The following is a 20347-nucleotide window of genomic DNA, read 5'->3' as shown; positions in this document are numbered from 1 at the left end:
ATGAGTGACGACAAGAAAGTTATCTTCTCGATGTCTGGGGTTACCAAGACATTTCAAGGTGCGAATACACCTGTTTTAAAAAACATTTATTTAAGCTTTTTTTACGGAGCTAAAATCGGTATTTTAGGTTTAAACGGTTCCGGTAAATCCACTTTGCTTAAAATTATTGCCGGATTAGATAAGAATTATCAAGGTGATGTAACCTTTTTACAGGATTATTCGGTAGGCTATTTAGAGCAGGAACCTCAGTTAGATGAGAACAAAACCGTTATGGAGATTGTAAGAGAAGGGGCTGCTGAAACGGTTGCTATTCTTGATGAATACAATAAAATTAACGACATGTTTGGTTTGGAAGAAGTGTATAGCGATCCTGATAAGATGGAGAAGCTAATGAACCGTCAGGCGGCACTTCAGGATCAGATTGATGCCTCTAATGCTTGGGAATTAGACACGAAGTTAGAAATCGCTATGGACGCCTTACGTACGCCTGATGGTGATAAGAAAATCAGTGTGCTTTCAGGAGGAGAGCGTCGTCGCGTAGCGTTATGTCGTTTGTTATTACAGGAACCGGATGTGTTATTACTGGATGAGCCTACTAACCATTTAGATGCCGAATCGGTGCACTGGCTAGAGCAGCACTTGGCACAATACAAAGGAACTGTAATCGCTGTAACGCACGATAGGTACTTTTTAGATAATGTAGCAGGCTGGATTTTAGAATTAGACAGAGGGGAAGGTATTCCTTGGAAAGGAAACTATTCGTCTTGGTTAGATCAAAAAGCGAAGCGTTTAGCGCAGGAAAGTAAATCGGCTTCTAAACGTCAGAAAACATTAGAACGCGAGTTAGAATGGGTACGTCAAGGAGCGAAAGGCCGTCAGACAAAACAAAAAGCGCGTTTAAAGAACTACGATAAATTATTAAGCCAGGACCAGAAACAACTGGACGAAAAGTTAGAGATTTACATCCCTAACGGACCGCGTTTAGGAACAAACGTTATCGAAGCCGTTGGTGTTAGCAAAGGTTACGACGATAAATTACTTTACGAAGACCTGAACTTTAACTTACCGCAAGCTGGTATTGTTGGGGTTATCGGGCCGAATGGTGCCGGTAAAACGACCATTTTCAGAATGATAATGGGGGAAGAAACTCCAGATAAAGGCGAGTTTAAAGTTGGTGATACGGCTAAGATTGCTTATGTTGACCAAAGTCACTCGAATATTGATCCCGAGAAAACCATCTGGCAAAACTTTAGTGATGAGCAGGAATTGGTTTTAATGGGCGGAAAAGAGGTGAACTCCAGAGCTTATTTAAGTCGTTTTAACTTCTCTGGTGGTGAACAAAACAAGAAAGTGAAGTTGTTATCGGGTGGAGAACGAAACCGTTTACACCTGGCTATGACGCTTAAAGAAGAAGGTAACGTACTATTATTGGATGAGCCTACCAACGACCTTGATGTGAATACACTTCGAGCGCTAGAAGAAGGGTTAGAAAACTTTGCAGGATGTGCTGTAGTGATTTCTCACGACCGTTGGTTTTTAGATCGTATTTGTACGCACATTTTAGCTTTTGAAGGCGATTCTCAAGTGTATTTCTTTGAAGGAAGTTTCAGCGAATACGAAGAAAATAAGAAGAAACGTTTAGGTGGCGATTTAACTCCAAAACGTATTAAATACAAAAAATTAGTACGCTAATTAAAATGCATCATGAAAATAAAAAAGCCAGCTGAATAAGCTGGCTTTTTTATTTTTCTTCTTAAAGTTTAGTTGTTGTTATACATGTGGCCTTCGGTGAAATCTCGGTATTTTTCTTCCTTACGGGCCATTTCTTCACTTATTTTGTCAAGTCGTTCGTTTTCCTTCTTTAGTTTATAAGATTTTCTAATACCCAAAACAAGGAGTATTGAAAAGAATATAACGACTATAACAAGTACAGTTACTATGTCTAATTGACTTATTAAAAGCCTAGACGCCGATAGTTTTGTAGGTAGCATAACAGAATGCTTTAATAGCTTCTCAAATATAAGATATTTTGTTGATTAAATGATTAAAAATGATATTGTTAGGTGTTTATTTGTAAGAAGTGTATTATGTGTTTTAATTGTAAAGCCTTTATTTATATGGGGTTTTCATTGAAAACAGATTAGAGTAAAAGGTGTGAAATTTTTTAAAAAGTATTATCTTTTCATAAGATTTAGAAGCAAATTGAAATGAAAGACATTCGAGTAAAAGATATAAATACTCAGTTGTTATCCGATAATTATTATGTGTTAAATAAGCTAACCTTTAAATATTTAATGCGTAATGGTGAATGGGTTACCCAAATGCGTGAAGTTTACGATAGAGGTGATGGAGCGGGTATTTTATTGTATAACAAAGCAAAGCAAACGGTTATTTTGACCAAACAGTTTAGAATGCCAACCTTTATGAACGATAATGAAGATGGTTATTTGGTGGAGATTTGTGCAGGTATGTTAGATAAAGACCACCCAGAGGCTTGCATCATAAGAGAAACCGAAGAGGAAGTAGGGTATCGGTTAAAAGGCGTTAAAAAAGTTTATGAAGCCTATTCTTCACCTGGTGTTATGACTGAAAAGATGCATTTTTTTATTGGTGAATATACAGATGATATGAAAGTGAATGAAGGTGGCGGACTAGAAAGTGAGCATGAAGATATTGAGGTATTAGAATTACCTTTTTCAGAAGCTATTGATATGCTTCATACCGGAAAGATTCAGGATACCAGAACTATTGTACTGTTACAGTATGCTATAATTCATAACCTGTTAAATGCACAAAACAACTAAAGGTTGTTTTGTGCATTAATAAAGTCAGTTATTAAATAGGTAATCAGTTTACCTACTTGATTTTCTGTTTTATGGGTTGGTGCAGCCTCACAAATGTGTAAATAACTTGCATTTGAATTTTCGGCAAAATAGCTCACAAAGCGTCTGGCATTATTCACCGAAAAACCACTTGGCGTCATGGCACTACTCGGTATGTTTTCAATAGTGTCACAATCAATTTCAATACCATAAGGATTGTTTGAAACAAAATCGAAAGCCTCCTTCATAGCGGCAGAAAATTTTATTTTGTGTGTGATTTCAATATCTTCAAACGTGGTGTATTGAATGTTTTCTAATTTTTTAAGTGTTTTAAATAGCGCTCTTGAGGTGTAGTTTTGCTGTAACCCAAAAATGTAATAGTTTTTCAAAAAACCTTCAGAATGTGCATAACTGAAGCCGTTGCCACTGTGTCGACCTTCTTCAGCTCTAAAATCGGAATGCGCATCAAAATTTACCGCATTAATAGGTTTGCCTAAAGCTAAACTGGTTCCTTTAATATTTCCGTAGGCATTATTATGCCCGCCACCGATGATGATTGGTTTTTTACCAGCCAAAACAATTTGATGGATTATATAGGAAACATGCGTGTCAATTTCTTTTACAAGGTCTCTCGCTTTGATAAAACTTTTTCTTTTATCTGGATTTAGAAGTGCTAATTTTTTTAATTCTTCAGAAAAATCTAAATGCCCTAAAATTAAAACTTTTTCAGGAGTTGTAAACTCGTTACTCTGTATATTTAGCAAGGTTTTTAAGGTGATTTCCCACGTTTTAGAGGTGCCGGATTTTCCGTGGTTAGCAAATACCCCTACATCTTCAGGCAAACCAATTATTACATACTTGACGTCCAAACTTTTAAGTTGGTCGTATATATTGGAAATGCTGGTTAAGAGCTTAATGTCTTGACCAAACTTGGATTCGCCGGAACGTTTGTTTAATAGTTTATTTAAACTATTTTTATCGAATAAAGAAAGTTTATCCATGTGAGTAAATAAATTTTGAAACGAAATTACATCATTATTTATTTGTGGCATTGTAAAAGTAAAAAATATTAAACAACGTACATTTTAATCATTAAAAACAAGAAATTATGGAAAACAACAAAAGCAGTATCGGTCTGAAGGTTGCGTTGGGGATTGCTCTGGTTCTATTTTTAGGAACAGCATTCTATTCAATGAACTTGTATCAGGAAAGTAACAAAGTTCAGAAAGATTTAACAGAAGAGAAACAAAAGGTAATGGATGAATTAAGCCTAATGGCTAGTCAGTACGACGAAGCTATAGGTGAAAATGAAGTTGCCAATCAAAATTTAATTGAAGCTCGTGCACGTATTCAAGGGTTGATAGATTCATTAAAAATCTCAGAAACTAACGTGAAAAGCTTATGGCGATACAAACAAAAATATGTGTCTTTACAAAAGGAAATGGACGTATTGTTAGCTCAAAACGATTCGTTAAAAGTACAGAATGCTTACTTAGCAACGTCTTTAGACAGTACACGTGTTCGTTTAGAAGAGCGCACCATGTTTAACGATTCGTTATTAATACAAAATACAGCTTTAGCTGAAGTAGTTTCTAATGCAGCAGTGCTTTCTGCAGTAGATTTAAAAGCTTCTGGAGTTATTGTAAGAACATCAGGTAAAGTTATTCCAACAGAGCGAGCAGGGCGTAGTGATAAAATTAGAGTGTGTTTTATTGTAGCTAAAAACAGATTGGTACAAGCCGGAGATCAGGAATTATACATTCAGGTTATCGATCCTAAAAACAATATTATTGGTTTAAACGAGCAAGTACAGTTTGATGAGGTGACCTTAAACTACAGTGTAATAAGTAAGTTTAACTACGAAAATGCAAACTTAAATGTATGTGAATTTATAGCGCCAAGAGGTGATGAAGATTTCGATAAAGGTCGCTACATTGTGAATGTTTTTAATGAAAAAGATTTAGTATCTACATCAGAATTTACGCTGAAGTAAACCGATATACCCCAAATAATAAAACCTCAAGTGCAAGCTTGGGGTTTTTTCATACAATAAACTGTCGTTTAAAGGAAATTATTTGGCTCTTGCTCGAATTTTAATTGAAATTTTGTGATATCAGTGTATAACTTTTACATTTGGTGTATTACGCTGCATCAGTAAAACTTAGGAGATTAATAGCAACTCATTCCTTTTGTTAAATAATGCATCTGTTATTACTAACTAACAATAATAAGCATGTACTAATGCTTTAAATTTTATTAATAGAATGCAATTAGAAGAAGAAATTTTAAATACTTTTTCAAGTATTTCTAATGAAACATTTGAAGAACTTTTAAAGGTGTCAGAATTAAAAACACTAAAACAGGGTACGCAACTTGTTAAAATAAATGAAGTTCCTAACAAGGTATATTTACTGCTTTCGGGCGTTGTTAGGTGTTATATTTGTACCGAGTCGGGTAAAGAGTTTAATAAGAGCTTTTACTTGTCTAACAGTTTTTTTGGATCCTTAACTGCCTTAATGAAAAATCAACCTTCACAATTTGTTTTTGAGACGCTTACCGATTGTGAAATTCATGAAGTCGATTTTAAAAAGGTTATGGAATTAGCCGAAACTAATTTATCGGTTAGTAAACTGTACAACAAAATTCTCCAATCGTTTTATGTTTTATATGAAAAACGTCTGGTTGACTTAATATCCCTTGAAGCAAAAGATAGATATGTGGAATTAAAGAAGCAAATTCCTGATGTCGATAAGATTATACCTCAGTATCACATCGCATCTTATTTGGGAATTACTCCAGTTCAGTTAAGTCGTATTAGAAAAAAAAGTGAAATCAATTAACATTTGTTAATTGATTGAAAGCTGTTAAGTAATATATTTGGCAGGAATTCCTTTCTTAAGTATACCTAATTAACTAACAAAAGAAAGATTAATAGCTAACTAACCAACAAAAAAAACAGGTCATTTTAATGACCTGTTTTTTCTTTGGTATCAATAAAGGTTGTTTAATTATTTTAAGCCTCCAACCATGTCTTCTGGTTTCACCCAAGCGTCGTAATCTTCAGCTGTTACATACCCTAAATTAACGGCTTCTTCTTTTAAAGTTGTACCGTTTTTATGAGCCGTATTGGCAATTTCTGCTGCTTTGTAATACCCAATCTTAGTATTTAATGCTGTAACAAGCATTAACGAGTTGTTTAATAATTTGGTAATCACATCGTGGTTAGGTTCGATGCCTACTGCACAGTTTTCATCAAAGCTTACACAAGCATCACCAATTAATTGCGCTGATTGTAAAACGTTTGCTGCCATAACAGGTTTAAATACGTTAAGCTCGTAGTGACCTTGTAAACCACCAACAGAAACGGCTACGTCGTTACCCATAACCTGAGCACAAACCATAGTTAAAGCTTCACATTGTGTAGGGTTTACTTTTCCAGGCATGATAGAACTTCCTGGTTCGTTAGCTGGGATGATGATTTCTCCAATACCACTTCTTGGTCCAGAAGCCATCATTCTAATATCGTTAGCAATTTTGTTTAAAGACACCGCTAATTGCTTTAAAGCTCCATGAGTTTCAACTAAAGCATCGTGAGCAGCAAGTGCCTCAAATTTATTAGGAGCGGTAACGAAAGGTAATTTTGTAAACTGAGCAATATATTCAGCAACACGTTTGCTGTACCCTTTTGGTGTATTTAATCCAGTTCCTACCGCAGTACCACCTAAAGCCAATTCGCTTAAGTGAGGTAGAGTGTTTTCCAATGCTTTAATACCGTAGTTTAATTGCGCCACATAACCAGAAAGCTCTTGTCCTAGGGTTAAAGGTGTTGCATCCATTAAGTGCGTACGACCAATTTTAACAACTGCTTTAAAGGCATCAGATTTCTTTTGAAGGGTATCACGTAATTGTTTTACTCCCGGTAGTGTAACCTCTACAATTTTTTTGTAAGCCGCAATGTGCATGCCAGTAGGGAAGGTATCGTTTGATGATTGTGATTTGTTAACGTCGTCGTTTGGCTGAATCGCTTTATCGCCTTCCCCAATTACTTTACCTGCTAATTGCTGAGCACGATTAGCGATAACTTCGTTAACATTCATATTACTTTGGGTTCCTGAACCTGTTTGCCAGATAACTAAAGGAAACTGATCGTCATGTTTTCCTTCTAAAATTTCATCACAAACAGCCGCGATTAAATCACGCTTTTCAATAGGTAAAACCCCTAATTCGCAGTTTGTAAAAGCCGCAGCTTTTTTAAGGTAAGCAAATCCGTAAACAATTTCTAATGGCATAGATGCCGAAGGCCCTATTTTAAAATTGTTTCTTGAACGCTCGGTTTGTGCGCCCCAAAGTTTATCGGCAGGCACTTTTACCTCGCCCATAGTATCTTTTTCTATTCTAAAACTCATCGTAATAATGATTTAATTAAAGTAACAAAGTTAAGTTTTTTAGGAAGTTTAAAAGCACGATAAGATGTAGTTTTATTAATTTTTTTCAACTTAAAAATTAAAAGTTAATTTCTTCTTATTAATTCTATTAAATTGATTAATTTAGTAGGAATTAAATTTTTAAAAATAAAGTATTATGGCAGCAATTAGACTGGGCGATGTAGCACCTAATTTTACAGCTAAATCAACCGAAGGCGATATCAATTTTCATGAATGGTTAGGCGATAGCTGGGGGATTTTATTTTCGCACCCGGCAGATTACACTCCGGTATGTACCACCGAATTAGGGACAGTAGCCAAATATAAAGATGAGTTTGAAAAGCGTAATGTAAAAGTAGTTGCGCTTAGCGTAGATGGTTTAGAGTCGCATAAAGGTTGGGTAAGTGATATTAATGAAACACAAAATACCACCGTAAATTTCCCAATCATTGCAGATGAAGATCGAAAAGTATCTGAATTATACGATATGATTCACCCGAATGCCAGCGAAAAATTTACTGTGCGTTCAGTATTTGTTATAGGTGATGATAAAAAAGTGAAATTAATCATTACATATCCGGCTTCAACAGGTCGAAATTTTGAAGAATTGTTACGAGTTATTGATAGCTTACAATTAACCGCTTATCATAAAGTAGCAACACCAGCCAATTGGAAAAATGGAGAAGACGTGGTGATTTCGCCGGCTATTACCAATGAAGAAATTCCGAGTTTATTCCCGAAAGGGCATAAAGAAGTTAAACCTTATTTAAGGATGACTCCACAACCCAATTTAGATTAACACTTAAATTGTAAAGCATCGTCATTAAAATTAAAAGGCGGTGCTTTTTTGTTTACATTAACTGGTAAATTTATAATATCATTTTAAAAGAATTTAATCATGTTACACAGACTGAGTTTTAAAGTGGGTATTAATGCCAAGTCCGAAATGGTTTGGAATGTGCTTTGGGGTAAAGTAACCTACCCGCAATGGACTAAAATTTTTAGTGAAGATTCGCAGGTAGAAACAGATTGGGTAGAAGGTAGTACGGCGCTGTTTACAGATGGAAAGGGAAGTGGCATGCGTAGCCGAATTTACAAACGGATAACCAATGAGTTTATGGGAATTGAACATTTAGGAATGCTTGAACAAGGTGTTGAGTTACCTCCAAATGAAAAAACGAAAGATTGGTTAGGTGCGAAGGAGGACTATACCTTAACCGAAACAAATGGTGTAACTACGCTTGAAGTTGGATTAGATACAGTAAAAGAATATGAATCATATTTTTATGAAACTTTTCCTAAAGCGCTTCAAATAGTAAAAGATTTATCTGAAAATAAGTAAACAATTCAAATGAAGTAGATTTACTGTTCTTAAAAACTCTGTTAATAAATTTTAGTTTCATATTGTATTACAAAAAGCTTTATATTATCTTTGCTTCATATTTTTTAAAGACACTTAACAATTATGTTCGATTTTGACCAATATTTAGGATTTTTAGCTTTTTTAACCATCTTAACCATAGGGTTTTGGTTAATGATTTTCTTATTAACGTTCGTAATTCCTTACTGGATTGGAGGCGCTTTAATTGAAAGAATGAAAGAAATTAGAGAAGAGAAAAAAGCTAAGCGTCAAAACGCCTAACATTTTTTTTGAAAATATATTAACAAAAAAGGGAAGCTAATTTTAGCTTCCCTTTTTTGTTGGAGTAGTGGTTCTTTAGAAACCACCACCCATATCGTCATCATCCATACCACCATTAGTTGGACGCTCGCGTTGTTTTTTCTGTTGGTTGAATCTGTAAATTAATGATAGGTTTACCTGACGTTGTCTCCATTGAAATTCACTATAAGTTTCAATACCTTCAGTAAATCTTGTAGAGCGTCGTTTTCTGGAGTTTAGTAAATCTTGTGCGTTTAATGAAATGGTCGCATTGTTATTAAAGATATCTTTACTGAACGCTAAGTCTATTGAGAATATTCCTTCTGTTTCACCTTGTGCTGTGGCACTTGGCCCTCTATAGTTCATGTTGGTTTGCCAATCGATACTGGCTGGTAAAGTTACTTTACTACTGAAACGAGCAAACCAACTTGTGTTTTTTGTACCGTAATCTATTCCATTGAATTCACCTTCTTTTTCAAACTGGAAGAAGTTAAAGCTAGAATTGATTCGTAACCACTTTTCAGGATTATACATGATACCAACTTCTCCACCTGTTCTGGTATTATTGGATAGATTAATGGGTATTCTTCGTGTAATCTGGATACCATCGGAAGTGTAGTAGCCCGTGTTTTCCTGAATAAATTCAAAAGAATCGGTTTCGTACTGGTAATATATAGATGAGGTTAGAGTTAATTTATCCCAACGTTTTAAGTAACCTATATCAAAAGCACTGGCAAAAGCCGGCTCTAAGTTAGGGTTACCCTGAAAAACCGTTGTTCGGCTAGAACGTGAAGGGAACGGGTTGATAAACCAACTGTTAGGTCTGTTAATACGTCTGTTATAACCAAAAGATATATTTTCTTCAGAATCTTCACTCTCCCCAGCCAAGTTATATATTAAATTTACTGTAGGGAACAGGCCCAGATAGTTGTTGTCAAATGATGTGTCTATAGGGTAGCCGAAAGCAGTTTGTAGTTCTTCTTCGGTTAATCGAGAATCTATATTTCCTTTAAGTTGTGTATTTTCTAGTCGTAACCCTAATAGAAAAGAGAACTCTCCAAATTTAGTTCCGTATTGCGTGTATAGTGCATTTACATTTTGGGTGTAGTCGAATATGTTTGTTAAAGTATCATTAACAAAGTAACTGCCATCACTAATGTCTTCTTGTTCTAAAATATAATCGGTTAATTTATTTCTGAAATTACCACGGTAACCAGCTTCAAAGCGGGATTTGTCATTTATAGGTAAAACATAATCAGCTTGTAAAAGATATTCTTTCTCGTCTTCTACAGAAAATACATTTTCATTTTGAAAGGTATCCGGATTGGTTTTGTCTGTAAAGACGTAATTTTCATTAATGTAGGTTGATTGATCTTCAGATCCATTTTCATATTGAAAATCGGCTGTTAATTCGTGACCATCATCATTAAATTTAGTGATATAATTTAATGCAAATTGATATTTGTTATCGTCTTCACTTTGTTTTTCACTTCTTAATGTTCTTTCAACAATACTTCCACCGTTATAACGATCACTAGTGTTTAGAGATAAATCTTCATCTTTACCAAAATTGTAGAATAAACTAGCTGTTAAAGAGGTTTTGTCTGATAAGAAATATTCAATACCGGTGTTGGCATTGTAATTTCTGTTTATACGGTCTACGTCCTGATCTTCTATAATTCTTTCATATTCAGGAATTGTTGTAACGCCACCTTCGGTTGTTACAGAATATTTACTGTCGTTAAAACTAATTCTAGGAGGTGCTGAGTATCTAAATCCTAAATTAGAGAAAAGATTGAATTTTTCCGTACGGTAGTTTAGGTTGGCAGAAAGCCCAACGTTGTCTGGATTACCTATAGTTAAGTTAAACGAACCATTAAAACCTAAGGTTTCTTTTTGTCTTAAAATGATATTTAAGATTCCGGCAGTTCCTTCGGCATCATAACGTGCAGAAGGTGACGTAATAACTTCAACACGTTCAATAGCAGAGGCAGGTAATTGACTGAAAATATTAGAGTCCGAAAATCCTGCCATAGCCGAAGGTTTTCCGTTAATTAAAATTTTCACGTTTTCGTTTCCTCTTAAACTAATAGCGCCTTCAACATCAACAGAAACCGATGGCACGTTGTTTAAGGCATCGCTAACCGTTCCTCCGGCAGTGGTAAGGTCTTTACCAATGTTGTATATTTTTTTGTCGAGTTTTATTTCTACAGTAGTTTTTTCGGCAATCACTTCAACTTCATCTAACGCTGCTAAATCTTCGGTTAGTGCAATTGTACCTAAATTTTCATTTTTAGTTAAGTTTTTATTGCTTAGGGTAACTTTCTTGTAGGAAATATATTCTATTGTAATATCATAAATTCCTTTAGCAACAGGAATACTAAAGTTACCATTAGTATCGGTTATACAACCGTCAATAATTTTGTTTTCTGCTTTACTAAAGAATGCTACTGTCGCATATTCTAAAGGAATATTCATGTCTTTATCGATCACTCTTCCTGTAATAATAATGTTTTTTTCGGCAACAGGATCTGTGCCTTTTGGTTGTGCCAAGGTAGAAAGTGTGACACCAAAAAGCGTAAAGACAGTCAATAGATATTTGGTCATAGTTGTTTTTTAAAGTGTTAGACTTCAAAAAAACATATAAGTTTAGTAGGGTTTTGTTAAAATAAAGTTAATTAGTCGGTTAACTAGAGGTTACTAAGGGACTGTTATTTTTTCTGAGTTAATAAAAGTACTTGAGAAAACTTGGTGTGTCCGGCGGCGGTTGCAGCTTTGCCCATTTCAGCTATGTTGTAGATAAAGGAACCAAGTAATACATCATCCTTTTTATCGTTGTTAAAATCTGCTATTTCCATGGTTAACCATTTTCCATCTTTTGCTTGTGGTAAATAGGAGGCTGTAAAATTCATTTTACCATCATTTTGAAGGTAAACAAAACTTTCATTAGGTTTGTCTAATTGAGAGTAAAATGAAATGGCTACAATATCTAAATCATCATCGCCATCAAAATCTCCGGTCATTACTTTACTGCAGCCACTTAATGGGTAAAAATAGCTTTCTTTAAAATGGTTTTTACCGTCATTTAAGTAAATTCTAAATCCGTGATATGGTTTTTCAATAGGAGAAAGGTCCCAGTTATCACCGTTACTAATAATGAGATCGTTGTAACCATCTTTATTCATGTCGACAAGTTCAAGGTAACTAACTCCATAAACGGGTGGGAATTCAACAACTTTTTCTTCTTCAAAAATATTATTTCCTTGATTGTAAAATATAGAAACTCTCTCAAAAGCCTGAGCCATTAAAGCTATAACATCTGGTTTACCATCTTTGTTCATGTCTTTAATGTAAGCAACACGGGCTCCGGGAAGGTAACTTAATACATGTTCTTTTTTAGAATTGAATCCGTCGTACCAAGATAGCTTGCCAGTGTAATTTCCGAAGTTACAGACAACTACATCTTTTTTTCTGTCATTATTCAAATCTCCTGAAACGAAATAAACCGGACGTTTTAAGTTTTGAATAAAAATATTATCATTATCATCTTGTGAAGGATAAAGACTTGCTAGCATACCATTTTCCTGATCTGAAGGTGCGAAATTACCAATGCCCAAAACTAATGGAGATTTGTTATCTCGGAATTCAGCATGTGTTGCCGGACTGTTTAATTTCCAATGTCCGGTTAGTTCTCCTGTATTTTTTACGGCATATAGATTATTGAAATCCCCAATATACAATTCTGAAGTTTTTTTATTGAATTCCAGCATGGTTACCATTGGCATTTTATTTTCACCAACTGTAATGTATTGCGCTTCAAAAGGCATAAGGTTATTGTCTACTGGCGTATTATTTTTTGCAACAGGGAGTTTTGAAGGTGCTTCGGTTTTATAGTATTTTATAATTTTTTGCCAATCATCATCCAAAATAATTTGATTGTTAGGAAAGATATTCAGGCTTTTTATAATTTGAATTTCCTTTGGGTCCAAGTCTTTATAGGGGTCAGTTTTAGGGTCTTTAACACCTAAACGAAGCCCCATATTAGGAAGTACTTTTTCTGCCCATGTGGTTTTATCTAATAAACTTGGCTCAGGAAAAAGATGGCACATTGTGCAGTATCTTTTGGCTAACTCTCGACCACTTAATTGTTCGGTGTTTTCAATTTTATTCACCGGAACTGTTTTAATTTTAGAATATGAAGTAAGGGTAAAAAAAAGTAATGCAGTTAGCATTACTAAGGGAAGGACATAAGCCAATATTTTTTTCATACTAAAGAAGGTCTTTTATGTCGTTAAATATAAATAAAAACCTTCCTTAATATGAATGATGAATTTAAAAAATTTCAGTAATTTTTTCGGTTGGTCTACCTATAACAGCTTTATCTCCGTTTATTATGATTGGACGTTCTATAAGTTTCGGGTTTTCAACCATGGCTTTAATGATTTGTTCATCGCTAAGGTTTTTTCCTTTGTAATCGGACTTCCAGATGGCTTCGTTGGTTCTTACCAATTCTATTGGAGAAATGTCTAAAAGCTTGATGATTTCAGTTAATTCCGTTTCGGTTGGAACATCTTCAAGGTATTTTACAACCTCGAATTCTTTACCAGCGTTCTCTAAAAATTGAACGCCTAAACGCGATTTACTGCATCGGCTGTTGTGAAATATTTTAATCATGAGATATGAATATTATAGATTTTTAAATCTTCAATTAATTGTTCCGGATTTTTAAAGTGAATGCCGTTAATATTTAAAGCTTTGGCGGCTTCTATATTCCGAAGGTTATCATCAATAAACAAAGTGTTTTCAGGAGAGATATTAAAACGTTTCAGTGTGATGTCGTAAATATCTTTAAACGGTTTTCTTGTTTTTTCGTCTCCTGAAACTACAATGCCTTCAAACCACTGTAAAAATTCGAATCGTTTTTGTGCAATAGGGAAGGTTTCGTTACTCCAATTGGTTAAAGCGACCACTTTGTAGTTTTTAGATTTTACCAATTTATCCAAAATAAACACAGTTCCATCAATTGCGCCTCCTAACATTTTTTCCCAATCGCCATAAAACAAGCGGATATAAGATTCGTATTCCGGAAATTTATTCACTAAATCTTCTGTGGCCTGAGCTAACGGATAACCTGCATCCTGATTTTCATTCCAGTCGCTAGTGCAAATGTTTTGTAAAAACCAAGCTGTTTTTTCCTTATCGCCGTTAAAGGCATCCAAAAAAACATACTCCGGATTCCAGTCGATAAGTACGCCGCCTAAATCGAAAATTATCGTGTTTATCATAAGGTATTATCGTCTTCAACTTTTTGCCCCATCATCATGAGATATGCTTTTAAAAACGGACCGATATTTCCATCCATAACCGCATCAACATTGCTAGTTTCGTTTCCGGTGCGAACATCTTTAACCAGTTTGTAAGGTTGCATCACGTAATTACGAATCTGGCTTCCCCATTCAATTTTCATTTTACCAGCTTCTATGTCTTCACGTTGTGCCATTTGCTTTTGTAGCTCGATTTCATAAAGCTGCGATTTAAGCATTTGTAAAGCTCTTGCTCTGTTATCGTGCTGCGAGCGGGTTTCTGAACATGAAATCTGAATACCTGTAGGCTTGTGCGTTAATTGGACTTTGGTTTCTACTTTATTAACATTTTGTCCACCGGCACCACTTGATCTTGCGGTTGTAATTTCAATGTCCGCTGGATTGATTTCAATTTCAATAGTATCGTCAACTAAAGGATACACGTAAACCGAAGCAAAACTGGTATGGCGTTTGGCATTACTGTCAAACGGCGAAATACGCACCAAACGGTGTACGCCGTTTTCACCTTTAAGCCATCCAAAAGCAAAGTCGCCTTCAATTTCTAAAGTCACGGTTTTTATGCCGGCAACATCACCTTCTTGAAAGTTTAATTCTTTGACTTTAAATCCGCTCTTTTCAGCATACATTAAGTACATACGCATGAGCATGCTTGCCCAATCGCAACTTTCGGTTCCACCGGCACCAGCTGTAATTTGAAGTACGGCACTTAGGCTGTCTCCTTCATCGGAAAGCATGTTTTTAAACTCAGTATCTTCTAGAAGGGTAGCTGCCTTGTTATATTGATTTTGTACATCTTCTTCGGTAGATTCACCTTCTTTATAAAATTCATAAAGTACCTCTAAATCTTCAAGAAGTGTTTTGATGGTATTATAGTCTTCAACCCATTTTTTCTTCACTCGAAGTGATTTCATAATAGTCTCAGCAGCTTTGGGGTCGTTCCAGAAATTAGGGTCGAAGGTTTTTTCTTCTTCGTTTTGTATTTCAATACGTTTTTTATCTAAGTCAAAGATAGTGCCTTAGTTTGTCAAGGCGGGTATTAAGATCTTTAATTTGATCGGAAGTTATCATGTATTCTATATTGTTATTGTTTTGTAAAAGCCAACTATTGGCCTTTATTTTCAACAAAAATAAAATTTAAAGGAAGAGCAGAAAAGTATTGTTGTCATTATTTTATAGATTTACTTTCTCAATTCAATTTTAAAGGCGTAAAATGAAAATAGATTTACGAAGCGATACCGTTACTAAACCAACTAAAGAGATGCTTGAAGTTATGATGAAGGCACAGGTGGGAGATGATGTGTTTCGGGAAGATGAAACGATGAATACCCTTGAAAAACGAATAGCAGAATTATTCGGTAAAGAATCGGCATTGTTTTTTCCGAGTGGTACAATGGCGAATCAAACAGCTATAAAATTACATACCCAGCCAGGAGAACAGGTGATTTGCGATAAGTATGCTCATATTTATAATTATGAATCGGGAGGAGCGTCTTTCAATAGTGGTGTGTCGTGCAGATTATTGGATGGGCATCGCGGTATGTTTACAGCCAATCAGGTGATCGAAGCTATAAATCCAGATGCTTATTATTATGCCAAAACAAGTTTAGTAGAAGTTGAAAATACAACGAATAAAGGCGGTGGTGCATGTTGGGATTACAATGAACTGGTTAAAATTAAGCAGGTTTGCGATGAACATAATTTGGGCTTTCATTTAGATGGAGCACGTTTATGGCATGCCTTGGTCGTTAAAAATGAAACTGCTAAACAGTATGGTGTGTTATTTGACACCATTTCGGTGTGTTTAAGTAAAGGTTTGGGGTGTCCGGTTGGATCTGTTTTGGTTGGCGATGCAGACATCATGAAGGATGCTTTGCGTATTCGTAAAATTTTTGGAGGTAATATGCGACAGGTGGGGTATTTGGCTGCTGCCGGATTGTATGCTTTAGATCATAATATTAATCGTTTAGAAGAAGATCATAAGAAAGCTAAGGAGTTGGGTGAGGTGCTTTCTAAATTGTCTCAGGTAAAATCGGTCGAACCTATTGAAACAAATATTGTGATTTTTGAGTTGCACAAAGATGTTAACGAGAAAGCGTTCTTAAATAAAATAGAAGATAATAACATCCATATAATAGGCATGGGGGGAGGTAAGCTACGTATGGTAACTCACCTCGATTATACCCAACTTATGCACGAAAAAGTTTTGGAGTGTCTCCAAACTTTTTAAAAGTATTATTTAAAAAAGTCCATGCCTGGAATGCTAGGCATGCCCTCTTTTGCAACTGCAGCTAATTCCGCCTCGTTAACCTTTGTGGCTTTTTCAATAGCTTTATTTAAGGTTAAAATTAAATAGTCTTCAAGTTGTTCTTTGTCTTCTAATAACTCGTCATCTATTTCAATGGTTTTAATCGTTCTGTTTGCTGTTAGCGTGATTTTTAGTTTTTTATCATTGCTAGACTCATCAATAAGAACGGTGTCTAAGCGTTTTTTAGTATCTTCAACTTTTTGTTGGGTTTCTTTAAGTTTACCCATCATATTCATCATATCTCCAAACATAGTGTATAATTTTTTATTACAAATTTAGATATTCAAGTTAAAATTGGAATTAAATTTCTTGAAAAATGAAAAACATCAACATTATGTTAATCATTAGCATTATTTTTGCGAACTCGTGTAAAAAAGAAGCGATAATGACAGAAGACAAAGTTTTAGCAACGCCACCTAAGGCAACCGTAAAACCAAAGGAGCTTACAATGCATGGCGATATAAGAATGGATAAATATTATTGGTTAAACGAAAGGGAAAATCCTGAAGTATTAGAGTATCTAAATGCAGAGAACGCTTACACCAAAGCAGTTATGGAGCATACCGAAGGATTGCAAAAGGAGTTGTTCGAAGAAATGAAAGGCCGCATTAAAGAAGATGATGAAACGGTGCCTTATAAACTAAACGGTTATTGGTATATTACACGATACGAAAAGGGAAAAGACTATCCGGTTTACGCAAGAAAAAAGGAAACCTTAGAGGCGACTGAGGAAATTTTGTTCGATTGTAACGCTATGGCGGAAGGGCATTCATTTTTCAATTTGGGAAGTATTTCTATAAGTCCTGATAATACCATGGCGAGTTTTTCATTAGATACCGTTGGAAGACGTCAGTACACTATTCAGATTAAAAATTTAGTAACGGGTGAAATTTATCCTGATAAAATAACCAATACTACAAGCAGTAGCACTTGGGCAAATGATAACAAGACCTTGTTTTATTGTGTGAAAGACGAAGTAACCCTCCGTTCTAGTAAGATTATGAAACATAAATTTGGTACAGATGCTAAAGATGATGTTGAAGTGTTTTTCGAAGCCGATGATACTTTTAATACGTTTGTATACAAAACCAAGTCTAAGAAATTTATTGTTATAGGTTCGTCAAGTACGCTAACTACCGAATATCGTATTTTAAATGCCGATACACCCGATGGTGAATTTAGAGTGTTTCAGGAGCGTCAGCGTGATTTAGAATACAGTATTGCACATTATAATGATCATTTTTACATCATAGCCAATAATGATGGCGCAACCAATTTTAAACTTTTAAAAGCCCATGAAGACACTACTAGCATTGAAAACTGGGAAGAAGTGATTCCACATCGTGAAGATGTGCTTTTAGAAGATATTGAAATTTTTAAAGATTATTTAGTCGTTAACGAACGTGAAAACGGACTGAATAATCTGAGAATAATCAGTTGGGATGGAAAAGAGGATTATAATTTACCATTTGAAAGCGAAACCTACACTACATATATAGGTAACAATCCGGATTTCGATAGTGATGTGTTGCGTTATGGTTATAATTCATTAACCTCGCCAAGTTCGGTGATTGATTATAATTTCAAAACTAAAACGAAAGACATTAAAAAGGAACAGGAAGTTTTAGGTGGTAAGTTTAATAAGGATAATTATGAATCTAAACGTATCTGGGCAACGGCGCGTGATGGTGTAAAAGTGCCGATTTCGTTGGTGTATAAAAAAGGTACAAAATTGGATGGTACAAGTCCGTTATTGCAATATGCTTACGGTTCTTACGGTCACACCATCGATCCTTCATTTTCATCAATACGTTTAAGTTTATTAGATCGCGGATTTATTTATGCCATTGCACATATTCGAGGCGGAGAATATTTAGGACGCGACTGGTATGAAAACGGTAAACTGTTAACTAAGTTAAATACCTTTTACGATTTTATAGATTGTTCTAAATTTTTGATTGAACAAAACTACACATCAGCCAATCATTTATATGCCTACGGTGGTTCAGCTGGAGGCTTATTAATGGGGGCGGTAATGAATATGAATCCGGAATTGTATTTCGGCATTATCGCAGCAGTGCCTTTTGTTGATGTGGTTACAACCATGCTGGATGATTCTATTCCGTTAACCACTGGAGAATATGATGAATGGGGGAATCCGAATGAAGAGGAGTATTACCATTATATGAAATCGTATTCACCATACGATAATGTTGAGGCTAAAGCCTACCCAAATACTTTAGTAACTACCGGACTTCATGATTCTCAGGTGCAATACTGGGAACCGGCAAAATGGGTGGCGAAGTTACGAGAACTTAAAACCGATTCTAATAAATTGTTGTTACAAACCGATATGGATTCGGGGCACGGTGGAGCCTCAGGACGCTTTGAAAGTTTAAAGGAAGTTGCGTTAGAATACGCGTTTTTATTAGATTTAGAAGCAAGTTATGGTCAGTAAAAAAAAAAAACTTATTTTTGTCAGGTTTTAGGTTGCAAATATTTTCAGTAATATTACCGTAGCTTATAAAAAGCATTTATGAAAAACAAAAAACAGGTTTTCGATAATGTATTAGATTTAGTGGGAAATACGCCGCTAATCAAGCTTAATAGAATGGTCTCAAATTTTAAAGGAAATTTCTACGCTAAAGTAGAATCTTTTAATCCTGGACACTCTTCTAAAGACAGAACAGCACTTTACATTATTGAGCAAGCAGAAAAGAAAGGTATTTTAAAACCAGGCGATACCATTATTGAAACAACATCAGGAAATACTGGTTTCAGTATAGCCATGGTAAGTATCATTAAAGGCTATGAGTGTATTTTAGCTGTAAGTTCTAAATCTTCACCAGATAAAATAGACATGCTAAAAACCATGGGAGCAAAAGTATATGTTTGTCCTGCTCATGTTCCCGCCGATGACCCAAGGTCGTATTATGAAGTAGCCAAGCGTATTCATGAAGAAACGCCTGGTTCGATTTATATTAATCAGTACTTTAATGAATTAAATATTGATGCTCATTACGATTCTACCGGACCAGAAATATGGAATCAAACCGAAGGTAAAATCACGCATTTAGTCGCTTGTAGCGGTACTGGGGGAACAATTTCGGGAACGGCAAGATACTTAAAAGAGCAAAACCCTAATATTAAAGTTATAGGGGTTGATGCTTTTGGTTCTGTAATTAAAAAATACCACGAGACAAGAGAGTTTGATAAGAATGAAATTTATCCGTATCGAATTGAAGGTTTAGGTAAAAACCTGATTCCGGGAGCAACAGATTTCGATGTTATAGACTCTTTTGTGAAAGTAACCGATGAAGAAAGTGCGCATACTGCAAGAGAATTAGCAAGAACCGAAGGTTTGTTTGCTGGGTATACTTCTGGAGCAGCGATGCAAGCCATAAAACAACTTGATGAAATCGGAGAATTTAAAGATGGTGACCAAGTTGTTGTTATTTTTCCAGATCATGGATCGCGTTATATGAGTAAAGTATATAGTGATAAATGGATGCAGGATCAAGGCTTCTTCTATTCACAAAACGAGCTTACCACTGAAAATATACAGTACGTAAAATAAGTGCTAAAGCAATATATATAGAGGGATGATAATTGTTTAAAAAACAATAAATCATCTCTTTATTTTTTTTGTAAATAATTGAACCCTAAAAATTATGTACAAAGAATTTAAATATTTAATTTTGCAGCAGCTAACTAAGAACTATAAAGCTTTCTTTTAACAGGCTAAAACAAGGGGCAGGCCCCATGTATCCTAGTAAAAGCCACTTCAAGTTAATAGTTAAGGCTTAATTTTA

At 35.1% G+C, this 20347-nt stretch carries 19 protein-coding genes; 10 read left to right on the top strand and 9 right to left on the bottom strand.

Features of this window, described 5'->3' with window-relative positions; all coding sequences use genetic code 11:
• Nucleotides 1-1692, top strand: a complete 1692-nt coding sequence (gene ettA, locus ICJ84_RS07690; RefSeq protein WP_188215788.1) for an energy-dependent translational throttle protein EttA — start codon at nucleotides 1-3, stop codon at nucleotides 1690-1692.
• Between the two features lie 68 nt (nucleotides 1693-1760).
• Here the strand turns inward: ettA and ICJ84_RS07685 are convergent, their stop codons facing one another.
• Nucleotides 1761-1991, bottom strand: coding sequence for a hypothetical protein (locus ICJ84_RS07685; protein ID WP_188215787.1), 231 nt, complete (start codon nucleotides 1989-1991; stop codon nucleotides 1761-1763).
• A 216-nt stretch (nucleotides 1992-2207) separates the two neighbouring features.
• Between ICJ84_RS07685 and ICJ84_RS07680 the strand changes: the two genes are divergently transcribed.
• Nucleotides 2208-2804 carry an NUDIX domain-containing protein gene (locus tag ICJ84_RS07680; protein WP_188215786.1) on the top strand — a complete coding sequence of 199 codons (597 nt, stop codon included), beginning with the start codon at nucleotides 2208-2210 and terminating at the stop codon, nucleotides 2802-2804.
• Here the strand turns inward: ICJ84_RS07680 and ICJ84_RS07675 are convergent.
• Nucleotides 2801-3823 carry a formimidoylglutamase gene (locus tag ICJ84_RS07675; protein ID WP_188215785.1) on the bottom strand — a complete coding sequence of 341 codons (1023 nt, stop codon included), beginning with the start codon at nucleotides 3821-3823 and terminating at the stop codon, nucleotides 2801-2803. The two genes, ICJ84_RS07680 and ICJ84_RS07675, sit on opposite strands and share 4 nt — an antisense overlap.
• Before the next feature lie 107 nt (nucleotides 3824-3930).
• Here ICJ84_RS07675 and ICJ84_RS07670 point away from each other — a divergent pair, with 107 nt between their 5' ends.
• Both ICJ84_RS07670 and ICJ84_RS07665 read left to right on the top strand, forming a co-directional pair.
• Nucleotides 3931-4815: a chromosome partitioning protein ParA gene (locus tag ICJ84_RS07670; RefSeq protein ID WP_188215784.1), complete on the top strand. Its 885-nt coding sequence runs from the start codon at nucleotides 3931-3933 to the stop codon at nucleotides 4813-4815.
• A gap of 271 nt (nucleotides 4816-5086) precedes the next feature.
• Nucleotides 5087-5662: a Crp/Fnr family transcriptional regulator gene (locus ICJ84_RS07665; protein ID WP_188215783.1), complete on the top strand. Its 576-nt coding sequence runs from the start codon at nucleotides 5087-5089 to the stop codon at nucleotides 5660-5662.
• Between the two features lie 168 nt (nucleotides 5663-5830).
• Here the strand turns inward: ICJ84_RS07665 and fumC are convergent, their stop codons facing one another.
• Nucleotides 5831-7228, bottom strand: coding sequence for a class II fumarate hydratase (gene fumC / locus ICJ84_RS07660; protein ID WP_188215782.1), 1398 nt, complete (start codon nucleotides 7226-7228; stop codon nucleotides 5831-5833).
• Nucleotides 7229-7403: 175 nt separating this feature from the next.
• Here fumC and ICJ84_RS07655 point away from each other — a divergent pair, with 175 nt between their 5' ends.
• From ICJ84_RS07655 to ICJ84_RS07645, 3 genes are all read left to right on the top strand, one after another.
• The gene (locus tag ICJ84_RS07655) at nucleotides 7404-8045 is read left to right on the top strand and encodes a peroxiredoxin (RefSeq protein ID WP_188215781.1); all 642 of its coding nucleotides are present in this window, start codon (nucleotides 7404-7406) and stop codon (nucleotides 8043-8045) included.
• Between the two features lie 99 nt (nucleotides 8046-8144).
• A complete protein-coding gene (locus ICJ84_RS07650; protein ID WP_188215780.1) occupies nucleotides 8145-8588 on the top strand; it encodes an SRPBCC domain-containing protein in 444 nt (147 codons plus the stop codon).
• 123 nt (nucleotides 8589-8711) lie between these two features.
• Complete coding sequence (locus tag ICJ84_RS07645) at nucleotides 8712-8888, top strand: ATP synthase subunit B family protein (protein ID WP_188215779.1); 177 nt, start codon at nucleotides 8712-8714, stop codon at nucleotides 8886-8888.
• Between the two features lie 75 nt (nucleotides 8889-8963).
• Here ICJ84_RS07645 and ICJ84_RS07640 read toward each other — a convergent pair whose 3' ends face one another.
• The 5 genes from ICJ84_RS07640 to prfB all read right to left on the bottom strand — a co-directional run bounded on the left by ICJ84_RS07640 (nucleotide 8964) and on the right by prfB (nucleotide 15298).
• Complete coding sequence (locus ICJ84_RS07640) at nucleotides 8964-11513, bottom strand: outer membrane beta-barrel protein (RefSeq protein WP_188215778.1); 2550 nt, start codon at nucleotides 11511-11513, stop codon at nucleotides 8964-8966.
• A 104-nt stretch (nucleotides 11514-11617) separates the two neighbouring features.
• Nucleotides 11618-13174, bottom strand: coding sequence for an FG-GAP repeat domain-containing protein (locus tag ICJ84_RS07635; RefSeq protein ID WP_188215777.1), 1557 nt, complete (start codon nucleotides 13172-13174; stop codon nucleotides 11618-11620).
• Nucleotides 13175-13238: 64 nt separating this feature from the next.
• Nucleotides 13239-13580, bottom strand: coding sequence for an arsenate reductase (glutaredoxin) (gene arsC / locus ICJ84_RS07630; protein WP_188215776.1), 342 nt, complete (start codon nucleotides 13578-13580; stop codon nucleotides 13239-13241).
• Nucleotides 13577-14191 (bottom strand): HAD family hydrolase, encoded by a 615-nt coding sequence (locus ICJ84_RS07625; RefSeq protein ID WP_188215775.1) that lies wholly within the window; start codon nucleotides 14189-14191, stop codon nucleotides 13577-13579. Before ICJ84_RS07625 ends, arsC begins: the two co-directional genes overlap by 4 nt.
• A protein-coding gene (prfB, locus tag ICJ84_RS07620) for a peptide chain release factor 2 (RefSeq protein WP_188215774.1) occupies nucleotides 14188-15298 on the bottom strand; the annotation gives its coding sequence in 2 pieces (ribosomal slippage) (nucleotides 14188-15234 and nucleotides 15236-15298; 1110 coding nt in all). The genes ICJ84_RS07625 and prfB overlap by 4 nt, the downstream gene beginning before the upstream one ends.
• Nucleotides 15299-15440: 142 nt before the next feature.
• On the opposite strand from prfB, the gene ICJ84_RS07615 reads away from it, so the two are divergent.
• Nucleotides 15441-16457, top strand: a complete 1017-nt coding sequence (locus ICJ84_RS07615; RefSeq protein WP_188215773.1) for a threonine aldolase family protein — start codon at nucleotides 15441-15443, stop codon at nucleotides 16455-16457.
• A gap of 5 nt (nucleotides 16458-16462) precedes the next feature.
• Here the strand turns inward: ICJ84_RS07615 and ICJ84_RS07610 are convergent, their stop codons facing one another.
• On the bottom strand, nucleotides 16463-16786 hold the full coding sequence (locus ICJ84_RS07610) for a YbaB/EbfC family nucleoid-associated protein (protein ID WP_188215772.1): 324 nt from the start codon (nucleotides 16784-16786) through the stop codon (nucleotides 16463-16465).
• Between the two features lie 65 nt (nucleotides 16787-16851).
• Between ICJ84_RS07610 and ICJ84_RS07605 the strand changes: the two genes are divergently transcribed.
• Complete coding sequence (locus ICJ84_RS07605) at nucleotides 16852-18993, top strand: S9 family peptidase (protein WP_188215771.1); 2142 nt, start codon at nucleotides 16852-16854, stop codon at nucleotides 18991-18993.
• 78 nt (nucleotides 18994-19071) lie between these two features.
• Entirely contained in the window at nucleotides 19072-20112 is a 1041-nt protein-coding gene (locus ICJ84_RS07600) for a PLP-dependent cysteine synthase family protein (protein WP_188215770.1), read from the top strand.
• Nucleotides 20113-20347 lie beyond the last annotated feature (235 nt).

This window comes from Aestuariibaculum suncheonense (genome assembly GCF_014596935.1).
Taxonomy (GTDB): domain Bacteria; phylum Bacteroidota; class Bacteroidia; order Flavobacteriales; family Flavobacteriaceae; genus Aestuariibaculum; species Aestuariibaculum suncheonense.
The sequence above is the reverse complement of the archived record's forward strand: the minus strand, read 5'-3'. Positions and strand labels throughout refer to the sequence as shown.